This is a genomic window from Heterorhizobium halophytocola, from assembly GCF_017873095.1.
Taxonomy (GTDB): domain Bacteria; phylum Pseudomonadota; class Alphaproteobacteria; order Rhizobiales; family Rhizobiaceae; genus Allorhizobium; species Allorhizobium halophytocola.
In genome coordinates this window covers 443,736-463,691 of record NZ_JAGGJU010000002.1, presented here as the reverse complement: position 1 = coordinate 463,691, position 19,956 = coordinate 443,736, and the positions used below count along the sequence as shown (strand labels likewise).

16 protein-coding genes are annotated in these 19,956 nt (G+C 62.9%); 9 read left to right on the top strand and 7 right to left on the bottom strand.

Annotated features, from left to right (window positions below; translation table 11 throughout):
* Nucleotides 1-143 precede the first annotated feature (143 nt).
* The 3 genes from J2Z17_RS05310 to J2Z17_RS05300 all read left to right on the top strand — a co-directional run bounded on the left by J2Z17_RS05310 (nt 144) and on the right by J2Z17_RS05300 (nt 3,025).
* A complete protein-coding gene (locus J2Z17_RS05310) occupies nt 144-1,148 on the top strand; it encodes a DctP family TRAP transporter solute-binding subunit (protein WP_209942870.1) in 1,005 nt (334 codons plus the stop codon).
* 70 nt (nt 1,149-1,218) lie between these two features.
* Nucleotides 1,219-1,704, top strand: coding sequence for a TRAP transporter small permease (locus J2Z17_RS05305; protein WP_209942868.1), 486 nt, complete (start codon nt 1,219-1,221; stop codon nt 1,702-1,704).
* Nucleotides 1,697-3,025: a TRAP transporter large permease gene (locus J2Z17_RS05300; RefSeq protein WP_209942866.1), complete on the top strand. Its 1,329-nt coding sequence runs from the start codon at nt 1,697-1,699 to the stop codon at nt 3,023-3,025. The genes J2Z17_RS05305 and J2Z17_RS05300 overlap by 8 nt, the downstream gene beginning before the upstream one ends.
* A 45-nt stretch (nt 3,026-3,070) precedes the next feature.
* On the opposite strand, the gene J2Z17_RS05295 is transcribed toward J2Z17_RS05300, so the two are convergent.
* Nucleotides 3,071-3,562 carry a MarR family winged helix-turn-helix transcriptional regulator gene (locus J2Z17_RS05295; RefSeq protein ID WP_377300001.1) on the bottom strand — a complete coding sequence of 164 codons (492 nt, stop codon included), beginning with the start codon at nt 3,560-3,562 and terminating at the stop codon, nt 3,071-3,073.
* A 96-nt stretch (nt 3,563-3,658) separates the two neighbouring features.
* On the bottom strand, nt 3,659-5,245 hold the full coding sequence (locus tag J2Z17_RS05290; RefSeq protein ID WP_209942864.1) for a phytoene desaturase family protein: 1,587 nt from the start codon (nt 5,243-5,245) through the stop codon (nt 3,659-3,661).
* A gap of 301 nt (nt 5,246-5,546) precedes the next feature.
* Between J2Z17_RS05290 and J2Z17_RS05285 the strand changes: the two genes are divergently transcribed.
* The 4 genes from J2Z17_RS05285 to J2Z17_RS05270 all read left to right on the top strand — a co-directional run bounded on the left by J2Z17_RS05285 (nt 5,547) and on the right by J2Z17_RS05270 (nt 11,077).
* Nucleotides 5,547-6,332: a cyclase family protein gene (locus tag J2Z17_RS05285; protein WP_209942862.1), complete on the top strand. Its 786-nt coding sequence runs from the start codon at nt 5,547-5,549 to the stop codon at nt 6,330-6,332.
* A 57-nt stretch (nt 6,333-6,389) separates the two neighbouring features.
* The gene (locus J2Z17_RS05280) at nt 6,390-7,979 is read left to right on the top strand and encodes a phytoene desaturase family protein (RefSeq protein WP_209942860.1); all 1,590 of its coding nucleotides are present in this window, start codon (nt 6,390-6,392) and stop codon (nt 7,977-7,979) included.
* Nucleotides 7,980-7,992: 13 nt separating this feature from the next.
* Entirely contained in the window at nt 7,993-8,499 is a 507-nt protein-coding gene (locus J2Z17_RS05275; RefSeq protein WP_209942859.1) for a MarR family winged helix-turn-helix transcriptional regulator, read from the top strand.
* 475 nt (nt 8,500-8,974) lie between these two features.
* Nucleotides 8,975-11,077 carry a TonB-dependent siderophore receptor gene (locus tag J2Z17_RS05270; RefSeq protein WP_245223875.1) on the top strand — a complete coding sequence of 701 codons (2,103 nt, stop codon included), beginning with the start codon at nt 8,975-8,977 and terminating at the stop codon, nt 11,075-11,077.
* Between the two features lie 42 nt (nt 11,078-11,119).
* On the opposite strand, the gene J2Z17_RS05265 is transcribed toward J2Z17_RS05270, so the two are convergent.
* The 3 genes from J2Z17_RS05265 to J2Z17_RS05255 all read right to left on the bottom strand — a co-directional run bounded on the left by J2Z17_RS05265 (nt 11,120) and on the right by J2Z17_RS05255 (nt 13,332).
* Nucleotides 11,120-12,010: a helix-turn-helix domain-containing protein gene (locus J2Z17_RS05265; protein WP_209942858.1), complete on the bottom strand. Its 891-nt coding sequence runs from the start codon at nt 12,008-12,010 to the stop codon at nt 11,120-11,122.
* A gap of 293 nt (nt 12,011-12,303) precedes the next feature.
* Nucleotides 12,304-12,882: a flavodoxin family protein gene (locus tag J2Z17_RS05260; RefSeq protein WP_209942857.1), complete on the bottom strand. Its 579-nt coding sequence runs from the start codon at nt 12,880-12,882 to the stop codon at nt 12,304-12,306.
* A gap of 99 nt (nt 12,883-12,981) precedes the next feature.
* Nucleotides 12,982-13,332 (bottom strand): DoxX family protein, encoded by a 351-nt coding sequence (locus J2Z17_RS05255; protein WP_209942856.1) that lies wholly within the window; start codon nt 13,330-13,332, stop codon nt 12,982-12,984.
* 133 nt (nt 13,333-13,465) lie between these two features.
* Here J2Z17_RS05255 and J2Z17_RS05250 point away from each other — a divergent pair, with 133 nt between their 5' ends.
* Nucleotides 13,466-14,038, top strand: a complete 573-nt coding sequence (locus J2Z17_RS05250) for a TetR/AcrR family transcriptional regulator (RefSeq protein ID WP_209942855.1) — start codon at nt 13,466-13,468, stop codon at nt 14,036-14,038.
* Nucleotides 14,039-14,368: 330 nt separating this feature from the next.
* Here the strand turns inward: J2Z17_RS05250 and J2Z17_RS05245 are convergent, their stop codons facing one another.
* Together J2Z17_RS05245 and J2Z17_RS05240 are read right to left on the bottom strand one after the other, a co-directional pair.
* Nucleotides 14,369-15,919 carry an indolepyruvate oxidoreductase subunit beta family protein gene (locus J2Z17_RS05245; protein WP_209942854.1) on the bottom strand — a complete coding sequence of 517 codons (1,551 nt, stop codon included), beginning with the start codon at nt 15,917-15,919 and terminating at the stop codon, nt 14,369-14,371.
* 10 nt (nt 15,920-15,929) lie between these two features.
* Complete coding sequence (locus J2Z17_RS05240) at nt 15,930-18,083, bottom strand: ferredoxin family protein (protein ID WP_209942852.1); 2,154 nt, start codon at nt 18,081-18,083, stop codon at nt 15,930-15,932.
* A 336-nt stretch (nt 18,084-18,419) separates the two neighbouring features.
* On the opposite strand from J2Z17_RS05240, the gene J2Z17_RS05235 reads away from it, so the two are divergent.
* Nucleotides 18,420-19,955, top strand: a complete 1,536-nt coding sequence (locus J2Z17_RS05235; protein WP_209942850.1) for an ABC transporter substrate-binding protein — start codon at nt 18,420-18,422, stop codon at nt 19,953-19,955.
* The last annotated feature ends 1 nt before the right edge of the window (nt 19,956 follow it).

The window sequence follows — 19,956 nt, the reverse complement described above, 5'->3', positions numbered from 1 at the left end:
TGGATAAGTCTCTGCAACGTTCCAAGCAAGAAGTTGCATTTTTAAGCTTTCGCTGCGAAATAAATTGATCCATGATATGGACCATAAGATTTTGAGAGGGGTACCTGGAGGAGACCGGTGCCCGATCGGAGTGGAGGAAGAGAATGAAGTTCACCAAGCTGGGCGCACTCGCCCTGTCATCGGCCCTTGCCTGTTTCGCTCTTGCCGCAGGGGCGCAGGCCGAGACCCTGCGCCTGTCGCACAACACAGGCGACACGACCACCTGGCAGAAGGGGGCCGACAAGTTCAACGAATTGCTGAGTGCCGCGACCGACGGCGAGCTGAAGGTCCGCGTCTTCCCCAATGCCCAGCTATCGGGCGGCGACCAGATGAAGCAGGCCGAGATGGTCAGCCGTGGCGCGCTCGATTTCGTCGTGACCTCGGCGATCAACGTGACGCCGCTGGTGCCCGAGATGGCGGTGTTCTCGCTGCCCTATCTGTATTCGAACTACGACCAGGTCGATGCCACCACCGATGGCGCACCGGGCGAGAAGATGAAGGAGATCATGGCAAGCCACGACATCATCGTGCTGGCCTGGGGCGAAAACGGTTTCCGGGAGGTCACCAACAACGTCCATCCGATCAAGTCGCCCGACGACATGAAGGGCCTGAAGATGCGCGTCGCCGGGCCGATGTATATCGACGTGATGAATGCACTCGGCGCCAACCCGCAGCAGATGCAGTGGACCGAGACCTTCACCGCCCTGCAGCAGGGGGTCGTCGATGGGCAGGAAAACCCGATCGGCGCGGTGATCATTCCCCAGCGCGTCTACGAGGTGCAGAAATACCTGACCACCTGGCACTATTCCTACGACCCGATCTTCCTCGGCATTTCCAAGAAGCGCTGGGACAGCTTCGACGATGCGACCAAGGAAAAGGTGCAGAAGGCGGCCACCGAGGCCATGGCCTACCAGAAGCAGATCACCCGCGAGAGCACGGATAGCGGCATCTCGCTGCTGAAGGAAAAGGGCATGGAGATCTACGAGCCGAGCGACGCCGAACTGCAGGCCTTCCGCGACGCGACGGCACCGGCCTTCGACACCTGGGCTGCCAAGGTCGGCCCGGAGCTGGTGGCCTCCTTCAAGGACACCGTCGCCTCTGCCAAATAGGCAGACCAACCGACGGGCCGGGCGCCTTGCGGCCGGCCCTTATCCTGACCGACTGCCGGAGACATCCCCCATGTCCTTCATCCTGCGCGATGCGGAAAAGATCATCTGCGCGGTCATCTTCCTCGCCATGACCCTGCTCGGCTTCGTCAATGTCGTGGTGCGCTATGCGACCAATTATTCGCTGGCCTCGTCGGAAGAGATCCTGACGAATGGCTTCCTGCTGCTGACGATTTTCGGCGCGGCGATCGCGGCGCGCAAGGGCGACCATCTGGCCGTCACCCTCGTCTATGAAATGATGCCGGGCGCCGGCCGCCGGGTCATGCTGATCGTCGCAAGCCTGCTGTCGATCTTCCTGCTGGTCGCCTCGGCCTGGTTCACCTGGCAGCTCGTCGAGAACCAGATCGCGAGCGGTATCAAGTCCTACGCGCTGCAGATCCCGGCGTGGTATTATTCCATCGGCCTGCCTTTCGGATTCCTGCTCGTCGCCCTGCGCTATGTCCAGCATGCGTTCGACACCTGGCGTGCGCTTTCGCTGGAGGATCCGACCCATGCCTGATATCGGCGCGGGCACACAGATGCTCATCCTGTTCTTCATCCTGCTGGTGCTGCGCCTGCCGGTCGCCTTCGCGCTCGGCCTGTCGGCGCTCTACGCCATGTGGGTGCTCGGCTTCGGGCTCGATCTCGTCGGCGACCTGATCGCGACCGGCATCGCCAAATATTCGCTGCTCGCCATCCCCTTCTTCATCCTTGCCGGCGCCCTGATGGGAAGCCTCGGCATCGCCGAGCGGATGATCCGCTTCTTCCGCGTGCTGATCGGCGGCTTGCCGGGCGGCATGGGCGTCGTCGGTACCGCCGTCTGCCTGTTCTGGGGTGCGGTCAGCGGCTCCGGCCCGGCTTCGGTTGCCGCCATCGGCCCGCTGATCATCAAGGGCATGGAGGAGGACGGCTATTCGCGCGCCTTCGCAGCCGGCCTCGTCTGTACCGGGGCCGCGCTTTCGATCGTCATCCCGCCCTCGATCGGCCTGGTCATCTACGGCGTGATCGCCGAGACCTCGATTTCGGACCTGTTCATCGCGGCCATCGTGCCCGGCCTGTTCATGGGTCTGCTGATGCTCGCCACCCTGCCCTTTGCCCGCAAGATCCCGCATCGCAGCGGCGATGGCTCGAGCCTCGACCGGCTGGTGCCGCCGCCCTATGCGGGCCTGCCCTATCACAAGCGCCTCGGGCGCGCCTTCCTCGACAGCTTCTGGGGGCTGATGACGCCGGTCGTCATTCTCGGCGGCATCTATTCCGGCGCCTTTACGCCGACCGAGGCCGCCCTTGTCGCCACGGTCTACGCCCTGCTCGTCGGCGGCCTGTTCTACAAGACGCTGACGCTGAAGGGCCTTTATGATTCGCTCGGCGAAGCCGCGGCCTCGTCGGCGGTGGTGATGCTGGTGGTCGCCTATGCCAGCCTGTTCGGCTGGGTCGTCACCGTCGACGACCTGATCGGCCAGTATTCCGACACCCTGCTCGGCATCAGCGACAACCAGTGGGTCATCCTCGCGGTCATCATGCTGGTCCTGCTGCTGGCGGGCATGTTCATGGACGCGATCACCATCATGTTCATCTGCCTGCCGATCTTCCTGCCGGTGGCAAGCCATCTCGGCTGGGACCCGGTCTGGTTCGGGGTGCTGGTGATGATCAACCTCGCCATCGGGCTGTTCACGCCGCCGGTCGGCATCAATCTCTATGTCGCGGCCAATGTCACGCGCCTGCCGCTGGAACGGGTGGCGCAAGGGGCAATCCCCTTCCTGATCATGAGCATCATCGGCATGGCGATCGTCGCGCTGCTGCCGGAAATGTCGACCGGGGTCGTGGCCCTGCTGAAGCCCTGAGGGCCGGGATGGACAGGTTTTCGCGCGATCAGGCCCGCCGCAGCCCTATTCGTCCTCGCCGCCGGACAGATGGTTCTGCGCCGAGCGCTTCAGCAACTCCATTTCGGAGAGAAGCCGCTCGATCGTGGCGGGCTCGACATCGGCCATCATGTCGTGCAGCCAGCCCTCATGGGCGGCCGCCATCCTGGCGAAGCTGTCGCGCCCCTGATCGGTCAGGCGCGCCACGGTCACGCGACGGTCGGCGCCGGGGGTTTCGCGGATCACCAGGCCATCGACTTCGAGCCGCTCGACAAGGCCGGTGACGTTGCCGTTGGTGACCATGGTGCGCTTCGACAGTTCGCCCAGCCGCAGACCTTCCGGCTCCCGGTAGAGTTGCGCCAAAAGATCGAACTGCGGCAGGGTCATGCCGAATTCCAGCCGCAGGCGGCGGCGGATGTCCTGGGATACCAGCTTGGTCGTTGCCAGCAGCCGCAACCACAGCCGCAACTCCTGCTTGCTGTCACCCTGCTCGCCGTGCGCGATGATTTCGAGATCGATGGCCAACCGTATTGCTCCTCAACAGTCTTCCTGACTGCAAGAAGATGTCGCGGCCGTCAAGTACAACTAATTGAAGCCTAAATAAATCAACATAATTCAGGGGCCGGCAAGCATTTTACCCAGCAGAAAGCCCGATCCGGCACCCGTTCCCGCGCCCGGCCATGTCGAGGCGCCACACATGTAGAGCGCCGGCACCGGTGTCCTGTAGCGCGAATACCCGGCGACTGGGCGAAAGAGGAAATTCTGGTCGAGGTGATGCGAGCCCGACAGGCTGTCGCCGCCGACGAGATTGGGATTGTCGCGCTGAAGGTCGAGCGGGGAATAGACCGCGCGTGCGCGGATCTTCGCCCTCAGCCCCGGCGCATAGGTCTCGATGATGTCGATGACGCGGTCGGCATAGGCCTCCTTGATCTCATCCCAGTCCGTGCCCTCGATCTCACCCCTGGCATCGCCACGGATATCGAAGGGCAGCACCCGCACCTGCACCCAGAGCACATGACGGCCGTCGGGCGCGCGGCTCGGATCCACCGCGGTCGGCTGGCCGACAACCAGCGCCGGCTCGGCCGGCAGCAGCCCGTCCATCGCCTCGGCATAGAGCTTCGACATCATCCGCATGTCCGGCGCAACATGCACATAGGCAAAATCGCGCAGATGCGCGCCGGCCGTCCAGTCCGGCACGTCGTCGAGCGCCAGATGGATCATCATCGCGCCGGGACCGGGGCGGAAGGCCTCGACCTTCTCGACAAAACGGGGTTGCAGATCGGCCGCCGGCAGCAGATTGCCGAACAGCAGTTTCGGATGAATGTTGGCGATCACCGCCTTGCCGGCGCTGATCGTCTGCCCCGTGGCGAGTTGCACGCCGACGGCCCGGCCGGATCCGTCGCGCTCGATGCGCGCCACCCGCGCACCCAGCCGGATCTCGCCGCCACTCTGCGTCAAGACCGTGGACATGGCCCGAATGATGGTATCGGCCCCGCCCTTACCGATCACCATGCCGAAGGCCTGGTTGGCCATCGATTCCAGATAGGGAAACAGCGCACCACCGGCGACATCCGGAGCAAAGTCGAGATGCAGGCCCCAGGCCGCCATCATCACTTTCAGCTTCTCGGCCTCGAAATGCCGGTCGAGAAAGTCGCGGGGCGTGGTGACCAGCAGGTTCGCGAGGCGATAGAGGCCATCGAGCCCGATCGCCCGCCACGCCTTCCAGATCGCTTTCACCGTGCCGAATGACGGCATGGGCGCGCCGAGCAGGGCAAAGATATGCGGCGCGTCGCGGCCGAAGTCGGCAAGCATCGCCTTCCAGGCCGCGGCATCGGCGGCCGACAGCGGCTCGATGCCGGCCACCGTCTTTTCGACCTCGGTGGACACGCCGAGCGCCGTGCCGTCGCGAAAGACGCTGGCAAAGCAGTTGGCGGCCGGCATCAGTTCCAGGCCGGCGGCGACAAGCGCATCGCGATGGGTGGCGAAAAAGGCCGAGCCTGCGAACATCGAGAGATTCATCGCGCAAAGGTCGTGGCGGAAGCCGGGCTCCGTCAGTTCCAGCGTCTTGACCGCGCCGCCCGCCTGGTCGGCGGCCTCGACGACGATCACCTTCCATCCCCTCGACGCCAGATGCACCGCCGCCGCAAGCCCGTTATGCCCGGCCCCGATTACCACTGCGTCGCAGTCTGCCGCCGACGTCATTCGCCCCTCCTCGCATCCAATATACCTATATGCATACATAATTGGCCTGCAGCAGCAAGAGCCGAGGCAGCGACCGAGATTTTCAATCTGGGGAGAAAACGACTGCCTGCACGGTATCTAGGCAATTGCCCTGCTTCTGGTCAGCCGCCCGGGCAGAGTTTCAATCCTCGAAACAGGGCCTCAGGATACTTGCAATATCATATTTTCTTTCATAGGCTCGACCCAATGCCCGAAAAGAGACCGGTTGATCAAGACCGCAAGAGGTGCCGGCACCGGCTCCGGGCGACAAAAGGGGAATACCATGAATGACATGTCCGTTCTCGGCGGCCTCGGCGCTGCCCTGCTTTCCGGAAGCGTCAAGGTCGTCGACATCACCGCGCCGCTCGGGCCTGAGACCCCGGTCCTCTATTTGCCGCCGCAGTTCGGCAAGAATACGCCGAATGTGAAGGTGCACAAGATCTCCGCCTATGACCAGGACGGTCCGTTCTGGGCCTGGAACTGGATCGAGCTTGGCGAACACACCGGCACCCATTTCGACGCGCCGTCGCACTGGATCACCGGCAAGGATCACGAAGGCAACACCACCGACACGATCAAGCCGCAGAACTTCGTCGCCCCGGTCAATGTCATCGACCGCTCCAAGGAAGCGGCAGCCGATCACGACTACCTGCTGACTGTCGACAGCATCAAGGACTGGGAAGCCGAGCACGGCGAGATCGAGGCCGGCACCTGGGTGCTGATGCGCACCGACTGGTACAAGCGCAACGGCTCCACCGAAACCTTTCTCAATGCCGACGAAAACGGCCCGCATTCCCCCGGACCGACGGCCGAAGCGATCGAATATCTGCTGTCGAAGGGCATTATCGGCTGGGGCCAGGAAACGGTCGGCACCGATGCCGGCTCGGCCGGCGGGATGACCCCGCCCTTCCCGGCCCACAACCTGATGCACAAGGCCAACAAATTCGGTCTCGCAAGCCTTTCCAATCTCGACCAGCTGCCGGCCAAGGGCGCGATCCTGATCGCCGCACCGCTGAAGTTCGTCGGCGGCACCGGCTCCCCGGTGCGGGCGCTTGCGCTGATCGTCTGATCCCAACCTGCCTGGCCCGGTGCTTTGTCGCCGGGCCATTTTTTTCAGGTGACGACCTTGGCTGATTTCGACCACATCATCATCGGCAGCGGCATCAATGCGCTGGTCGCCGCAGCCCTACTCGGGCGCAAGGGCAAGCGCGTCCTCGTGCTGGAGCGCAATGCGACGATCGGCGGATGCCTGCGCACGCAGGAGATCACCGCGCCGGGTTTCGTGCACGACGTGATGGCAACCACGATGGTGCTGTTCATCACCTCGCCCGCCTTTGCGGCGCTCGGAGAAGATCTTGCGGCACGCGGCCTGGAATTCTGCCAGAGCGAGCTGCCGACCGGCGTGCTGCGGCCCGATGGCTCGCATCTCACCTATGCGATGGACCGCAAGCGCAATATTGCAAGCTTCGACGCCAAGGCCGCCGGTGAAGGCGAGACCTTCAACGCCGAGATGGCGGCTATGGGCGGCGACGCAGACTTCGTCTTCTCGCTGCTCGGAGGCCATCTCTGGTCCGGCGCGACGCTGAAGAAGATCTTGCGCGAGGCATGGAAGCGTGGGCCGCGCGGGCTGGCGGCCTGGTTCGGGGAAGCGCTTACGCCTGCGCGCGGCTATCTGGAAACCACCTATGCCTCCGAGGAGGCGAAGGCGCTCTGGGCGCCCTGGGTGCTGCATTGCGGCCTCTCGCCGGAATCCAGCTATTCGGCGCAGATGCTGAAGGTGATCGGCTTTGCCATCGAGCTTGCCGGCTGCCCGATCGTCAAGGGCGGCGCGCAGAACCTGGTTCTGGCCTTCGAGCGGCTGATCCGCGACCAGGGCGGCGAGATCCGCACCGGGGCCGATGTCGAAACCATATGTCTCGACGGTGCCGGAAAGGCTGCCGGCGTCAGGCTTGCCGATGGCACGCATTTGCAGGCAAGCGGCGGCATCATTGCGTCCGTCACGCCGCACCAGCTTTACCAGCGCCTGCTCGGCGACCAGCGTTCCGACCTGCCTGCTACGGTGAAGAAGGGCCTTCAGGCCTATCGCTACGGCAAGGGCAACATGCAGATCCACTATGCGCTGAAGGCGCCACCGCGCTGGAAGGCCGGGGCAGATCTCGCCAAGGTCGCGCTGCTGCACCTGACACCCGGCCTCGACGGCGTTTCACGCTCGGCCAACGAGGCCGAACGCGGCCTGCTGCCGGCGGAACCGACCGTTTGCGTCGGCCAGCCGACGGCGCTCGACCCGAGCCGTGCGTCGCAGGGGGCTGCAATCCTATGGCTGCAGCTTCCCGACACCCCGCGCCAGATCAAGGGCGATGCCGCCGGTATCATCGACTGCCCCGAAGACGGCGGCTGGACCGACACCGTGCGCGAGGCCTTCGCCGACCGCGTGCATGCCATGCTGAATGCCCAGATCGAGGATTTCGACGACAGCGTGATCGCAAGGCGCAGCTATTCGCCTGCTGATCTGGAGGCGATGAACATGAATCTGGTCGGCGGCGATCCCTATGGCGGATTTTGCGGGCTCGATCAGTTTTTCCTCTGGCGTCCGTTCAAAACCACCGCTAACCACCGGACCCACATACCGGGCCTCTACCATATCGGCGCCTCGACCCATCCGGGTCCGGGCCTTGCCGGAGGCTCCGGCTACCTGCTGGCCTCCTCGTTGACATAGGCGGAGTGTATTGATGGATGAACGGTTTTCAGGCTCGGTCCTGCAAGGGTCTGCCGATGGCGAGGAGATCGTCCGCAGCCTTGGCGAAATCGGCCTGAACGGCTTTGCCCCCTATCTGATGAACCGGGTGATGGCGCGCTATAACGCCAATCTGGCCGAGGAACTGAAACATCTCGACATGTCGACCGCCAAGGTGCGCACGCTGGCCGTGTTGTCGGTGACCTCCTCGGCGACGATCAACGAGCTTTCGATCTTCGCCGTCACCGAGCAATCGACGATGAGCCGCACGCTGGATGCGCTGGAGGAACAGGGCTATATCCGCCGCCAGCCGCGAAGTGGCGACATGCGTGTGCGCGATGTCTCGATCACCGAAGAGGGCCGCCTGGCCTTCGACGCGGCCTGGCCCACCATGTACGGTTTCCTGCTGCAGATGTTCGACGGCATCGACGAGGACGAACACCGCGCCTTCGTCACGACGCTGCAGAAGATCCTGCGCAATGTGAAGAAGAACGATATCTGAAGGGCTCCGGCCCGGTGCGTATCGGGTCGCCCGGCACTGAGTGTGCCGCTCTACTGCAGGCGCAGCCGCCCCGCGTCGCCAAGCCCTTCCGCATCCCGTCCTCTCCAGATTGCCGACCGACCTGGCATGCCGCGCGCGATTTGCCAAAATTTGCCGACATCCCGCCCGAACTTTCCGGTCCTTTGTACAAAAGGTTGGAAATTTACAATACCGGATAATTACACTCAAGTTATAAGGCCTGCGAAGGGGATGTCCATTTCGCAGGCCCGCCCGTTTGCCAGAGGGGAATTTCGGGCGACGTGGCCGGGGGTGCGGCAGGCTTGCCTGCACGCGTGATCGTCTCCCGCACAGTGTTTCGTCGGTCGCCCGGGCCTTTTCCGGCCGGGGCATATTTTTGAGGTTTGGACTTTTGATCATGAGCAGGCAGGGATGCCGGGTTGACGGCAGGCGGACACTTATCGGTCCCTTCAGGACCATGCTTTTGGGATGCACGGCACTGGCGGCCTTCATGCCGGGCGCGCTTCTGGCACAGGAGGCGGGCGGTTCCGGCGACACGACCGTGCTGGACACGATCAAGGTGCAGGACGCCGCCGCGCAGGACAGTTCCAAGACCATCGTCGCCACAACGTCGGCGGGTGCCGGCAAGATCCCGGGCGATATTCTCGTCACACCGGCCGCCGTCTCCGTCGTCACCTCGAAGGAAATCCAGGAGCGCCATGCCGACAGCATAGAGCAGGTGGTGCAGTACACGGCGGGCGTCGTGACCGATTTCTACGGCTCCGACGACCGCTATGACTATTTCAAGATCCGCGGCTTCTATCCCTATACCTATCGCGACGGCCTTGCCCTCGGCAGAAGCTGGGGCGGCGTGCTGGAAGAGCCGTATGCCTTCGATCGCGTCGATATCCTGAAAGGCGCGAGCTCCACGGGTTTCGGCGTATCCGATCCGGGCGGCGCCGTGAACTACGTGACGAAGACGCCCAAGACCGGACGGTTTGGCGAAGTCTACGCCACCGGCGGCTCCTATGATCACAAGGAGGCCGGCTTCGACTTCGGCGACAACATCACCGCCGACGACACCCTGTCCTACCGCCTCACGGGCAAGATCCAGCGGTCGGATGCGGAATACGACTATTCGCAGGACGACGAGAACTTCATCATGGGCGGCCTGACCTGGCGGCCTGATGACACCACCAGTCTGTCCTTCGTCTTCGATCATCTCGACAAGGACGGCACGCCGAGCAATGGTGGCTACCCGATCGGGACGGATCTCGACCGCGACAGCTTCTTTGGCGAGCCGGACTTCAACTACAACGACACGAACCGGAACACCTATAGCCTGCTGTTCGACCACGATTTCGGCGACGGGCTGAAATTCAACGCAAGCGGCCGCTACAGCAAGTCCAATTCCGCGTTCGGCTATGCCTATATCAACGATGCCCTTGGCGCCAACGATCCGTCCGACACCTCGGTGAACCGTGACTTCTTCGCCAGCGACACCTCGAACGAGCAGTTCGCCATCGATGCGCATCTGCTCTACGAGACCCGTTTCGACAATGTCGAAAGCCGGACCCTGGGCGGCGTCGAATACAATGCGGTGAAGACGACGGATGCCACCTATTACGACAGTTCCTCGCCCTATCCGGGATACTGGCCCGGTCTGACCACGCCGATCGACTGGGAAAACCCCGTCTATTCCGGCCCGCTCCCCGACCTGCCCTTGTTGTCCAGCACGGCAAAGGACCAGAAGACGAAGGCGATCTATGTTCAGCAGGACCTCACCTTTTTCGACCGGTTGACGGCAAGCATCGGGCTTCGCAACGACTGGCTCGATCTCGATGAGACCGACCGGGTCGCCGGCACCACCGCCCGCGGCGACTATAGCGAATTGTCCAAGCGGCTCGGCCTCAGCTACAAGATCACCGAAGAACTCGCAGCCTATGCAAGCTATGCCGAATCCGTGGCGCCGCCGAGCACCGGCACCGAGCCGACCACCGGCAAGCAGTACGAGGTCGGCATCAAATACCGGCCGGATGCCTTCCCGGCCATGTTCACCGCGTCCGTCTACGACCTGACGATGCAGAACATCACCACCTATGACGCCCCCACCTATCTGCCGGCGACCGTGGACAAGATCCACCATCGCGGCCTCGATCTGGAAGCCAAGGCCGAGGTCACGGACAATATCGAGCTGATCGCCGCCTATTCCTACATCGACTCGAAGATCGTCGAGCCGGGTGGTGCCTATGACGGAAAGAGCTTTTCCCAGGTGCCACGGCACATGGCCTCGCTCTGGGGCACCTACAAGCTGGAGGGCGAGGGCCAGCGCGGCGACATGACCTTCGGGCTCGGCGCCCGCTATGTCGGCTCCTACTATTTCAACAATGCCAATACCGGAAAGTCGCAAAGTGCGATCGTGTTCGACGCCGCCTATACCTATGCGATCCGGGAGAACACGAAGTTCGAACTGAATGTCAGCAATCTGTTCGACGAGAAGCATCTCGCCCACAGTGACGGCGGCGCGATCTTCTACAATCCGGGCCGCACCATCTACGCCACGATCCGCCAGACCTGGTAATGCCCGCGGGCCGGCACGGCGATCGCCGTGCCGGTTCTTTCCTCAAGGCCCGAGCTTCATCCGCCGCCAGGCGGCGGGCGTCTCTCCGGCGACGTGCCGGAAAGCCTTGGTGAGATGCGCCTGGTCGGAAAAGCCGAGCTGGGCTGCGATATCGGCAAGGCTGAGCTCGCTGTCGACCAGCAGCCGTTGCGCCGCATCGATGCGCCGGGCAAGCTGCCATTGCAGCGGGGTCCTGCCCGTGGTCTGCTTGAACACGGTGGTAAACCAGCTCTCCGACAGGCCGACGGTCGTCGCCATCTCGGCCACCGTCATGCGCTCGCCGCCGCCCGCATCGAACCGGGCAAGAAGCGCCTCCATCTGCAATTGCGTCAGCTGTCCGATGGCCGTGTCGTCTTCGGCCGGAATATCGAGCAAGGCCGACGCGATGGCCGCGACCAGGCTCTCGGCATAGATGGCATGCCTTGCCGGATGCGATAGCTCTTCGACCAGCAAGCCGGCCAGCGTCTCGATGGCACCGATATCCTGGATCTCGACCGGCCGGCGCAGCACCGCGCGGGCGGCCGACGGTCCAAGCGAAGGCGCCAGCATGCGCAGCAAGCGGTTCTGGTGCACATGCAGGTCCAGATGGGAAAAGCGATGATCGCCGGAAAACCGGGTCCACAGCGGCATGCCGGCCGGGACATAGGTTGCCCGGGTCATCGGCCGCTCCTGTCGACCAAAGCCACTCTCCCGGTTGGCAATGCGGATATGCTGCGACACGTCGTTGAAGAAGATGACGATGCGCGGATCGGGCGAGAGGTAGTAGGCACTGGCCCCGGATTGCCCCGTGGCATGCCAATAGACGCTCATCACCCCGTCGAAACCGCGCCAGGTCGGGGGCCGGACGGGGGTGATGCCTTGCGTGCGGCCAATCATCGAATGCTGGTAATTCATCTCACGCTTCCGTCTACGCCAAACACGCACTCCACGGGGCAGCACTCCAAGAGGCGGCCGGCCATGCCGGCACGGTGGATGGGGAGATTGCCGACACGCGATCAACGTGTGCGGAGGTGGAGATCAGTTCTTGACTGGAATACTCATCTTTTTGACGGATGGCAAGACGGGAGGCTTTGGCGGGAGAAATGTCCGGTTGCAGGGATATCGCACCTTCCGTGCTCACGCCCGGAAGGTGCCTCGACGATTGCCCCGGCCGCCTTAATGTCGAGGGTTGACCAACAATCCTTTGCTCACCGTGTCGACGTGTATTGCCGCGTGACACCGGCAACGCGCGCGCCATAGAGACGCGCCGTTTCGAGATCACCTGCCGACATTTCCTCCGGTGCGGCATCGGCGTCCGATTGCGCCATCGGGCCGATATAGGATCCCATGCGATTCACATCATCACGCTTGGACGCTTTCACATTCGATGGCTTGAGACCCAGGCTTACCCACAAGCCACCATGCTGTCCTGAAAGAAGGACAAAATATTGCAGGGTGTTCAGCTTGTCGCCATTGAGGCTGGCGCTGTTGGTGAAGCCGCCGAAGACCTTGTCTTGCCATTTCGCGGAAAACCAGGGCTTGGAAGATGCATCTGCGAATTTCTTAAATTGCCAGCTCGGTCCACCCATATAGGTCGGCGCACCGAAGATGATGGCGTCGGCGGCATCCAGCGCCGCCCATCCATCGTCGGAAAGGTTGCCACCGGCATCGATCGCATGGAGCACCGCCCCGGCACCGTTCGCGACAGCCTCCGCCATGCGTTGCGTATGCCCGTAGCCGGAGTGATAGACGATCGCGATTGCTGGGGACGGATTGAATTCGGTCATGACTGGCTCCTTATGCCGTGATTTTGCGCCTCGCTGCTCGATGCAGCGCGGTTAGAACTGGGTGAGAGAATGGCTGGGACTGTCGGACTGCCGTGGCGGCTAGGACGAGACCTGGAAGAAGGCGGCGGTCATCAGCAGAAGCAGGAAGACCGCCGGCGGCGGCAGGTGGCCGAAATCGCGCGCCCGGACGACGGCCAGGATCGCGGCGAGCATGATGCCGGTGCCAAGTACCAGGCCGATCGTGAAGGTCGGCGGCAAGACAAGCAGAATGGCCGTCAGGATCTCAAGCAAGGCAGTGACCCGGCACCACCACCAGGGAAAGCCGTAGCGCACGAACTCTTCGCGGACGGCCTTGCGGCCGGAAGCATTGATTACTCCACCGAGGAGAAACGCCGCGGCGGCCGCGAGCGTCGCGGCATTCCCAACGGTAAGCGATAGGATATTGGACATCGAAAGATCCTGACGGGCCGATTACAACAATTTATATCGCTGCCATTAAATCTAGCATTGCTATATTGTCAATCGTTGCCGGAAATTATTTCTGCCGCTACAGTTCCAGGAATAAGTGGCTGACGGGGTATCCATGGGTGTAAACGAGCGCAAAGAGCGGGAACGAGCCGAACGGGAACGTCGGATCATCGCAGCGGCCAGAAAGCTTGCCGAGGATGCGGGCTGGGCCTCCGTGACGATCCGCAAACTTGCGCAGGAAATCGAATACAGCCAGCCTGTCCTTTATGCGCATTTTGAAAACCGGGACGCGATCATCGGCGCGGTCGCGCTCGAGGGATTCGCAGAGCTAGGACCCGCCTTGCGGGCATCGGTTCGCCGGGACGCAGCACCGGAACAGGCAATCGAAGACGTTGCAACCGCCTATCTCGATTTCGCATTCGAACGGCCGGCGCTGTATGAAGCCATGTTCATCCTGCCGAGCGGTCTGCGCTTTGCAAGGTCAGACACGCCCCAGGTCTTGCGCGACACGTTCGGGGCGATGATGACGGTCATCGCGCGGTTTCACCCTGACGCGGAGATCGTCACCGAGGCCTTCTGGGCAACCCTGCACGGCCTGGCGGAACTGGAGCGCCACGGCCGGATCCGGGCGGCCTTTCGCAAGGAGCGCGTGGAACGGATCGTCGAGATGTTTGCGCGGGAGAGATGAGGTCCGGACCCGAGGGCCTTGAGCCGATCGATCGCGCGCCGGTGCCAGTCGACGTTCATTTCCGATGTTTCCGCCGAGAAGGCGGCGAGGCAATCATGGCGACCATCACGGAGTGATGGCCTTCGCGGATCTATGCCGGACAGTCCCATCCACCCCTTCCCTGAGGTTCTGGACTTGATTTTCAAAGCCCGGCCCCTCAGCCCTGCCTTTGGCTTCGGAGCGCCCAGGTCTAAACCCTATAAGGGCTGGCGACAGGCAGGAAAGGGCGCTCTCCGACCGCCTTGCGCTGCCCGCGGACCGTGACAGCACACCCGCCTCGCCATACCCCTCTCAGAGCGTCGCGACCGTCTTCAGCGCACCGTCCAGCGCAATGCCGGTCTCGTCGAGCAAAGCTGCCTGTCGCAGGCGTTTCAGCCAGACGGCACCGTCTTCGCGGGCACGCAGCATCGGCAGGGCATCCAGCACCCGGTCGAATTTCGACAGGCCGCGGGCATGGGTGTCGGAATAGCCCTTGACCAGCCGGCGGGTGCCGATCACCTCGACGGCCAGGTCGTAATTGATCGGCAGCACCTCCAGCGCCTTGTGCAACCAGGCTTCGCGGTGCTCGATTTCGCGGAAATGGCGAAGGCTGCCGCGGCGGATGCGGCGCAGGGCCGAGATCAGGTAGAGGCCGGAAAACCAGAACAGCGTGCCGGTCTTGACCCGCCGCCCCTTGTTGATCCGCTTGTCGAGAAAGGCAAAAACCTTGGGGCGCTGCTCGATCCACAAGCCGAGCCCCTTCGGCAGCGTGCCGCAGACCTCGTCCATCCGCGGATGCATGTATTCGGTCATGTAGAGGATCTGGTCTTCCTTCACGCCGACTTCCTTGCGCACCCGCTCGAAGCGCGAGCCGCGCACCTTGAGGTCGGCCACCCGCACGACATCGTCATAGGCCATGGCAACGGCCACATATTTTGCCGCCTGCACGGTGAAGGCAAAGCCCTTGTCCGCACCGCCCTGCGCCCGATCGGCTGCATGCAGTTCGGCGACCCGCGTCAGATATTCGTCGGCGTATCGCGGGTCCTGGAAGTCGGTGAGCTTCTTCACCCCCGCATAGAGCATAGGGTGCGCAATCTCGGGGAATTCGGCGCGGATGCGCGTCAGCAGCCTGTCGAGCTCGGCATGACCGGCAGTCTGCGGCAAAGGATCGAGGCGCTTGACGGGGGTTGCCGACAGCTTGTCGTTTTCGCCCTTGAGCGCCCTCAGATAGGCGGCATCGAAGGCCTTCAGGCTGGCCGAAACGCCCTTGCCACCGGCCTTGATCGTTTCCTCGTAGGCTTCCTTGGCAAAGGGAAGCGCCCGTGTCGCGGCAAAGGCGCCGAACATGGCAGAGGATATCACGCTGCCATTCTTCGCCGCCAGCGTTTCCATGTCGAAGGCGACCGTCTTCTTCGCGGCGAAGTCGGTGGCGTCGACCACGGTCTCGGGATTGCCGATGCCATCGCCCGGCTTCTCCTTCTCGCCGACGGCAAAGGAGCGGTGGGTGGAGGCGACCAGCAGCGTCTTGTCCGGCGTGACGAGACCGCGCATCACCGAACGGCCGGCCTCCATCAGCTCGGCAGCGATGACCACGTCGACATCGCCCGGCGTCGGCATCAGCGAGAGGATCGGGGTAACGCCTTCGCGCGCGGGGATCATCTCCAGGTAATAGATCGTCGCGCCGGTGCGCTGGGCAACGCCCGGCACCGACGAGGTCTGGGCCACCCAGCCCTGGCTTTCGGCGAGCGCGACGATCCAGTCGGCGAGAACGCCGCCGCCCTGCCCGCCCATGGCCAGAATGGCGATCGAGAAGGGCTTGTCGGCGGAGAGCATGGTGCCCATGCTGTCGGTAAGGGTATCCATCTTGCGCTCCTCAGTCGGCAAACACGATGCGGGACGACTGGCGGCGCTGCTGCAGCCAGCCGATCACCGCATTGCGGGCCCGATGAAGAAAGCGATCCCAGCCGGTCGGATTGTTGATCACATCGGCCCGATAGAACGAGGGGCAAAGCACGGCGGCCTCGGAGACCTCGCCGCAATTGCCGCAGCCGACGCAGGAATTGTCGATCGCCGCCACCGGATCGTCCTTCAACGGATCGTCGGTGTGCTTGACCGACAGCGACGGACAGCCGGACAGCCGGATGCAGGCGTGGTCGCCGGTGCACACGTCCTCGTCGACGCCGAATCGCTCCTTGACCATGCGCTTACCCTCCTTCACCGCCTTGTTGAATTGCGGTTTTACCCGGCGCTGCTTGTTGAGCATGCATTCGGACGAGGCGACGATGATCTTCGGGCCGGTCTCCTTGGTCGTCAGCGCTTCGCGCAGGGTGTCGCGCATCTTGGCGACGTCATAGGTACGATCGATCTGGCGCACCCATTTGGCGCCGATCCCGGTCACGGCATCGACGATCGAATTATTGGTCTTGCGACGGGCATTCTGCGCGCGGGACGACAGGATGTCCTGCCCGCCGGTCGCTGCCGAATAGAAGTTGTCGACCACCAGGATGACGCCGTCCTGCTTGTTGAACACTGCATTGCCGACCGAGCTTGCCAGGCCGTTGTGCCAGAAGCCGCCATCGCCCATCACCGAAATCGACCGCTTGTCGGCCTCGACGTTGAAGGCGGAGGCGGACGCAGGCCCGAGGCCGTAACCCATGGTGGTGCCGCCGATATTGAAGGGCGGCAGGATGGAAAACAGGTGGCAACCGATATCGGCCGAAACGTGGTGCTCGCCGAGTTCCTTTTCGACCAGCTTCATCGCGGCAAAGATCGGCCGCTCGGGACACCCGGTGCAGAAGCCGGCGGGGCGGGCCGGCACGACCTCGGCAAGCGCCTTGACCTTGGGGTCATTGAGCACCGGCTCGGCATCGGGCACCGGCGGACGGTTGCCGAGCAACTGCGGCGCATTGGCCTCGAAGAAGGCGGCGAGCCCCTTGACCAGCACCGGTGCAGTATATTCGCCGCCGAGCGGCAGTATGTCCTTGCCGGAGACCTTCGTCTGGATGTCGCGGCGGCGCATCAGCGTGTGCAGGGTCTGCTCGATATATTCGGGCGCGCCTTCCTCCAGCATGATCACCGCCTTCTTGCCCGCGGCAAAGGCGATGACCTCGTCGTCGATCATCGGATAGGCGACATTCATGCAGTAGATCGGAACCCGGCTATTGCCGTAGACATCGGCAAGGCCAAGCTGCTGCAGGGCGCGCATGGCGCTGTTGTAGAGACCGCCCTGCAGGATGATGCCGACATCGCCTTCCTCAGGACCGAAGAATTCGTTGAGCCTGTTGTCCTTGACGAACTGGACGGCGGCCGGCCAGCGGCGCTCCAGCTTTTCCTTCTCGTGCAGGAAGGTCGCCGGCGGCAGGACGATGCGGCTGACATCCCGGCGCGGATTTTCCATGGCCTCTCTCAGCGTGAAGGCCGGGCGCTTGTTGTCCTTGGCGGTAAACTGGCCATGCACGTGACAGCTGCGGATGCCGACCTGCAGCATCACGGGCGTGTTGGAGGCTTCCGACAATTCGAACCCCTTCTCCACCGCATCGACGATCGCCGGCAGGTTCGGCCGGGGCGTCAAAAGCCACATCTGCGATTTCATCGCGAAGGCGTGGCTGCGCTCCTGCATGATCGAGGAGCCCTCGCCGAAATCCTCGCCGATGATGACGAGCGCCCCGCCGGTGACGCCGCCCGACGACAGGTTGGAGAGTGCGTCGGAGGCGACATTGGTGCCGGCGGTGGACTTCCACGTGACCGCGCCGCGCACCGGATACATCACCGAAGCCGACAGCATGGCGGCGGCGGCGGCCTCGGAGGCCGAGGATTCGAAGTGGACGCCGAGGTCGTTCATCACGTCCTTGGCGTCGGCCAGCACGTCCATCAGGTGGGAAATCGGCGAGCCCTGATAGCCGCCGACATAGGAGACGCCCGACTGCAGCAGCGCCTTGGTAATGGCGAGAATGCCCTCGCCCCTGAAGATATCGCCCTCGCCGAGTTTCAGATCCTCGACTTCGCGCGCGAATGACCGCTCCGCCATCTCACATTCCCCTTTTCCGTAAACCGGAATTCTTCAATTAGCATGCATTAGCATATTTTTGGCATTTGGGAAATGTCAACAGGAATAGACCACGACGGACAGCATGCGGCACTTTTCTCATGATCCACTGCATGCGCCGCCCCATCCGGCCGTTAAAAGACATGCAATTGCATATTTATGCATCAGCATGCATTCGCACACCGGGCGAAAGTTTTAAACCTCAAATATTTGCCTTGCTGGACCGCCATATTTGCTCTTAGACTTGGCTCAAACAACAAGCGTGCCTCCGCGGAGAACCGTCCGACGGAGTTCAGGGGAACAAACGGAGCAAAATCAATGTCGACACTGACACGTCGCCAGACGCTTGGCCTTGGCGCAGCCGCTTTCCTGTCCGGAATCCTGGCGGGCCGTATCCCGGTCAACGCCGCCGAGGCAGGCACTCTCACCATTGCTTTCAACGTCAACCTGCCGTCCTTCGACCCGACCGTCGGGCCGTCCGCCGTCAACCCGACCATCCAGGCGATCTACCGATCGATCTTCGACCAATATGTCGGCCAGAAGCCGGATCTTTCCTTCGAACCGGGCCTTTTGACCAAATGGGGCTGGAACGATGACAAGAGCCAGGTCTTCATGGATGTCCGCGAGGGCGTAACCTGGCATGACGGATCGGCCTTCACGCCGGAGGACGTCGTCTGGTCGCTGGAGCGCGCGGCAAAGGCCGAGACCGGCAACCCGATCCAGTTCGTCTGGTCCACCGTCGGCAATTTCAAGATCGACGGCAACCGCATCACCGCCGACGTGCTGCGCTTCGAGCCGACGCTGTTCATGTGGATGGCCTTCCTCACCGGCTATGTCATGCCCAAGGCCTATTACGAGAAGGTCGGGGCGGAAGGTTTCGAAAAGAAGCCGATCGGCACCGGGCCCTATATGGTCGATGCCTATGAGGGCAACGCCTTCCTGCGGCTGAAAGCAAACCCTGCCTATCATGGCGGCAAGCCGCCCTTCGACACGGTCGTCTTCAAGTTCGTGCCGGATACCACGAGCCGCGTCGCCGAGATCGAATCCGGCTCCTCCGACGTGACGCTTGAGATCCCCTATGAGGAATATGACCGTCTGAAGGAAAAGGACGGCCTGTCCGGCGTCGCCATTCCCGTCTCCGACATCGGCATGATCTTCATCAACAATATCGAGGTGATGCTCGACAAGAACGTGCGACTTGCCGCCCATCATGCGATCAACAAGGAAGCCATCGTCAAGCGGCTGCTGTCGGGCTACGGCGTGCCGATCGACACGCTGGAGGCGCCGGAATATTCGGCCTATGATCCGTCGATCAAGGTAGCCTACGATCCGGACCTCGCCGTCAAGCTGCTGGCGGACTCGGGCTATTCGACCGACAAGCCGGCCAAGTTCACCATCCAGACCACGCGCGGGCTGAAGCCCAAGGACTACGAGATGATCCAGGCGATCGTCGGCATGTGGCGAAAGGTCGGCATCGAGGCGGAAATCGAGGTCTACGAGATCGCCAAGCACTATGAGCTGCGCGCGGCAGACCAGCTCGCGCCTGCCGCCTTCTACAACTGGGGCAATGCGATCGGCGACCCGACGACCTCCACCGGCTTTGCCATGTTCGGGCCTTCGCCGCATTCGGTCTGGAATACCGACGATCTCGACAACATGATCGCGCCGCTCTGGGGCGAAAAGGACGAGGAAAAGCGCATCGCAGGCTGGAAGGCGGTCAGCAAGTACATCGCCGAACAGGGCTATGTCATTCCCCTCCTCCAATATGTCCAGCCGATCGTGTTCAAGAGCACCATGGCGGTAACGCCGAACGTGTCGGGCGCCCTGCAGCCGACGCTCGTCGCGCCAGCCTGAT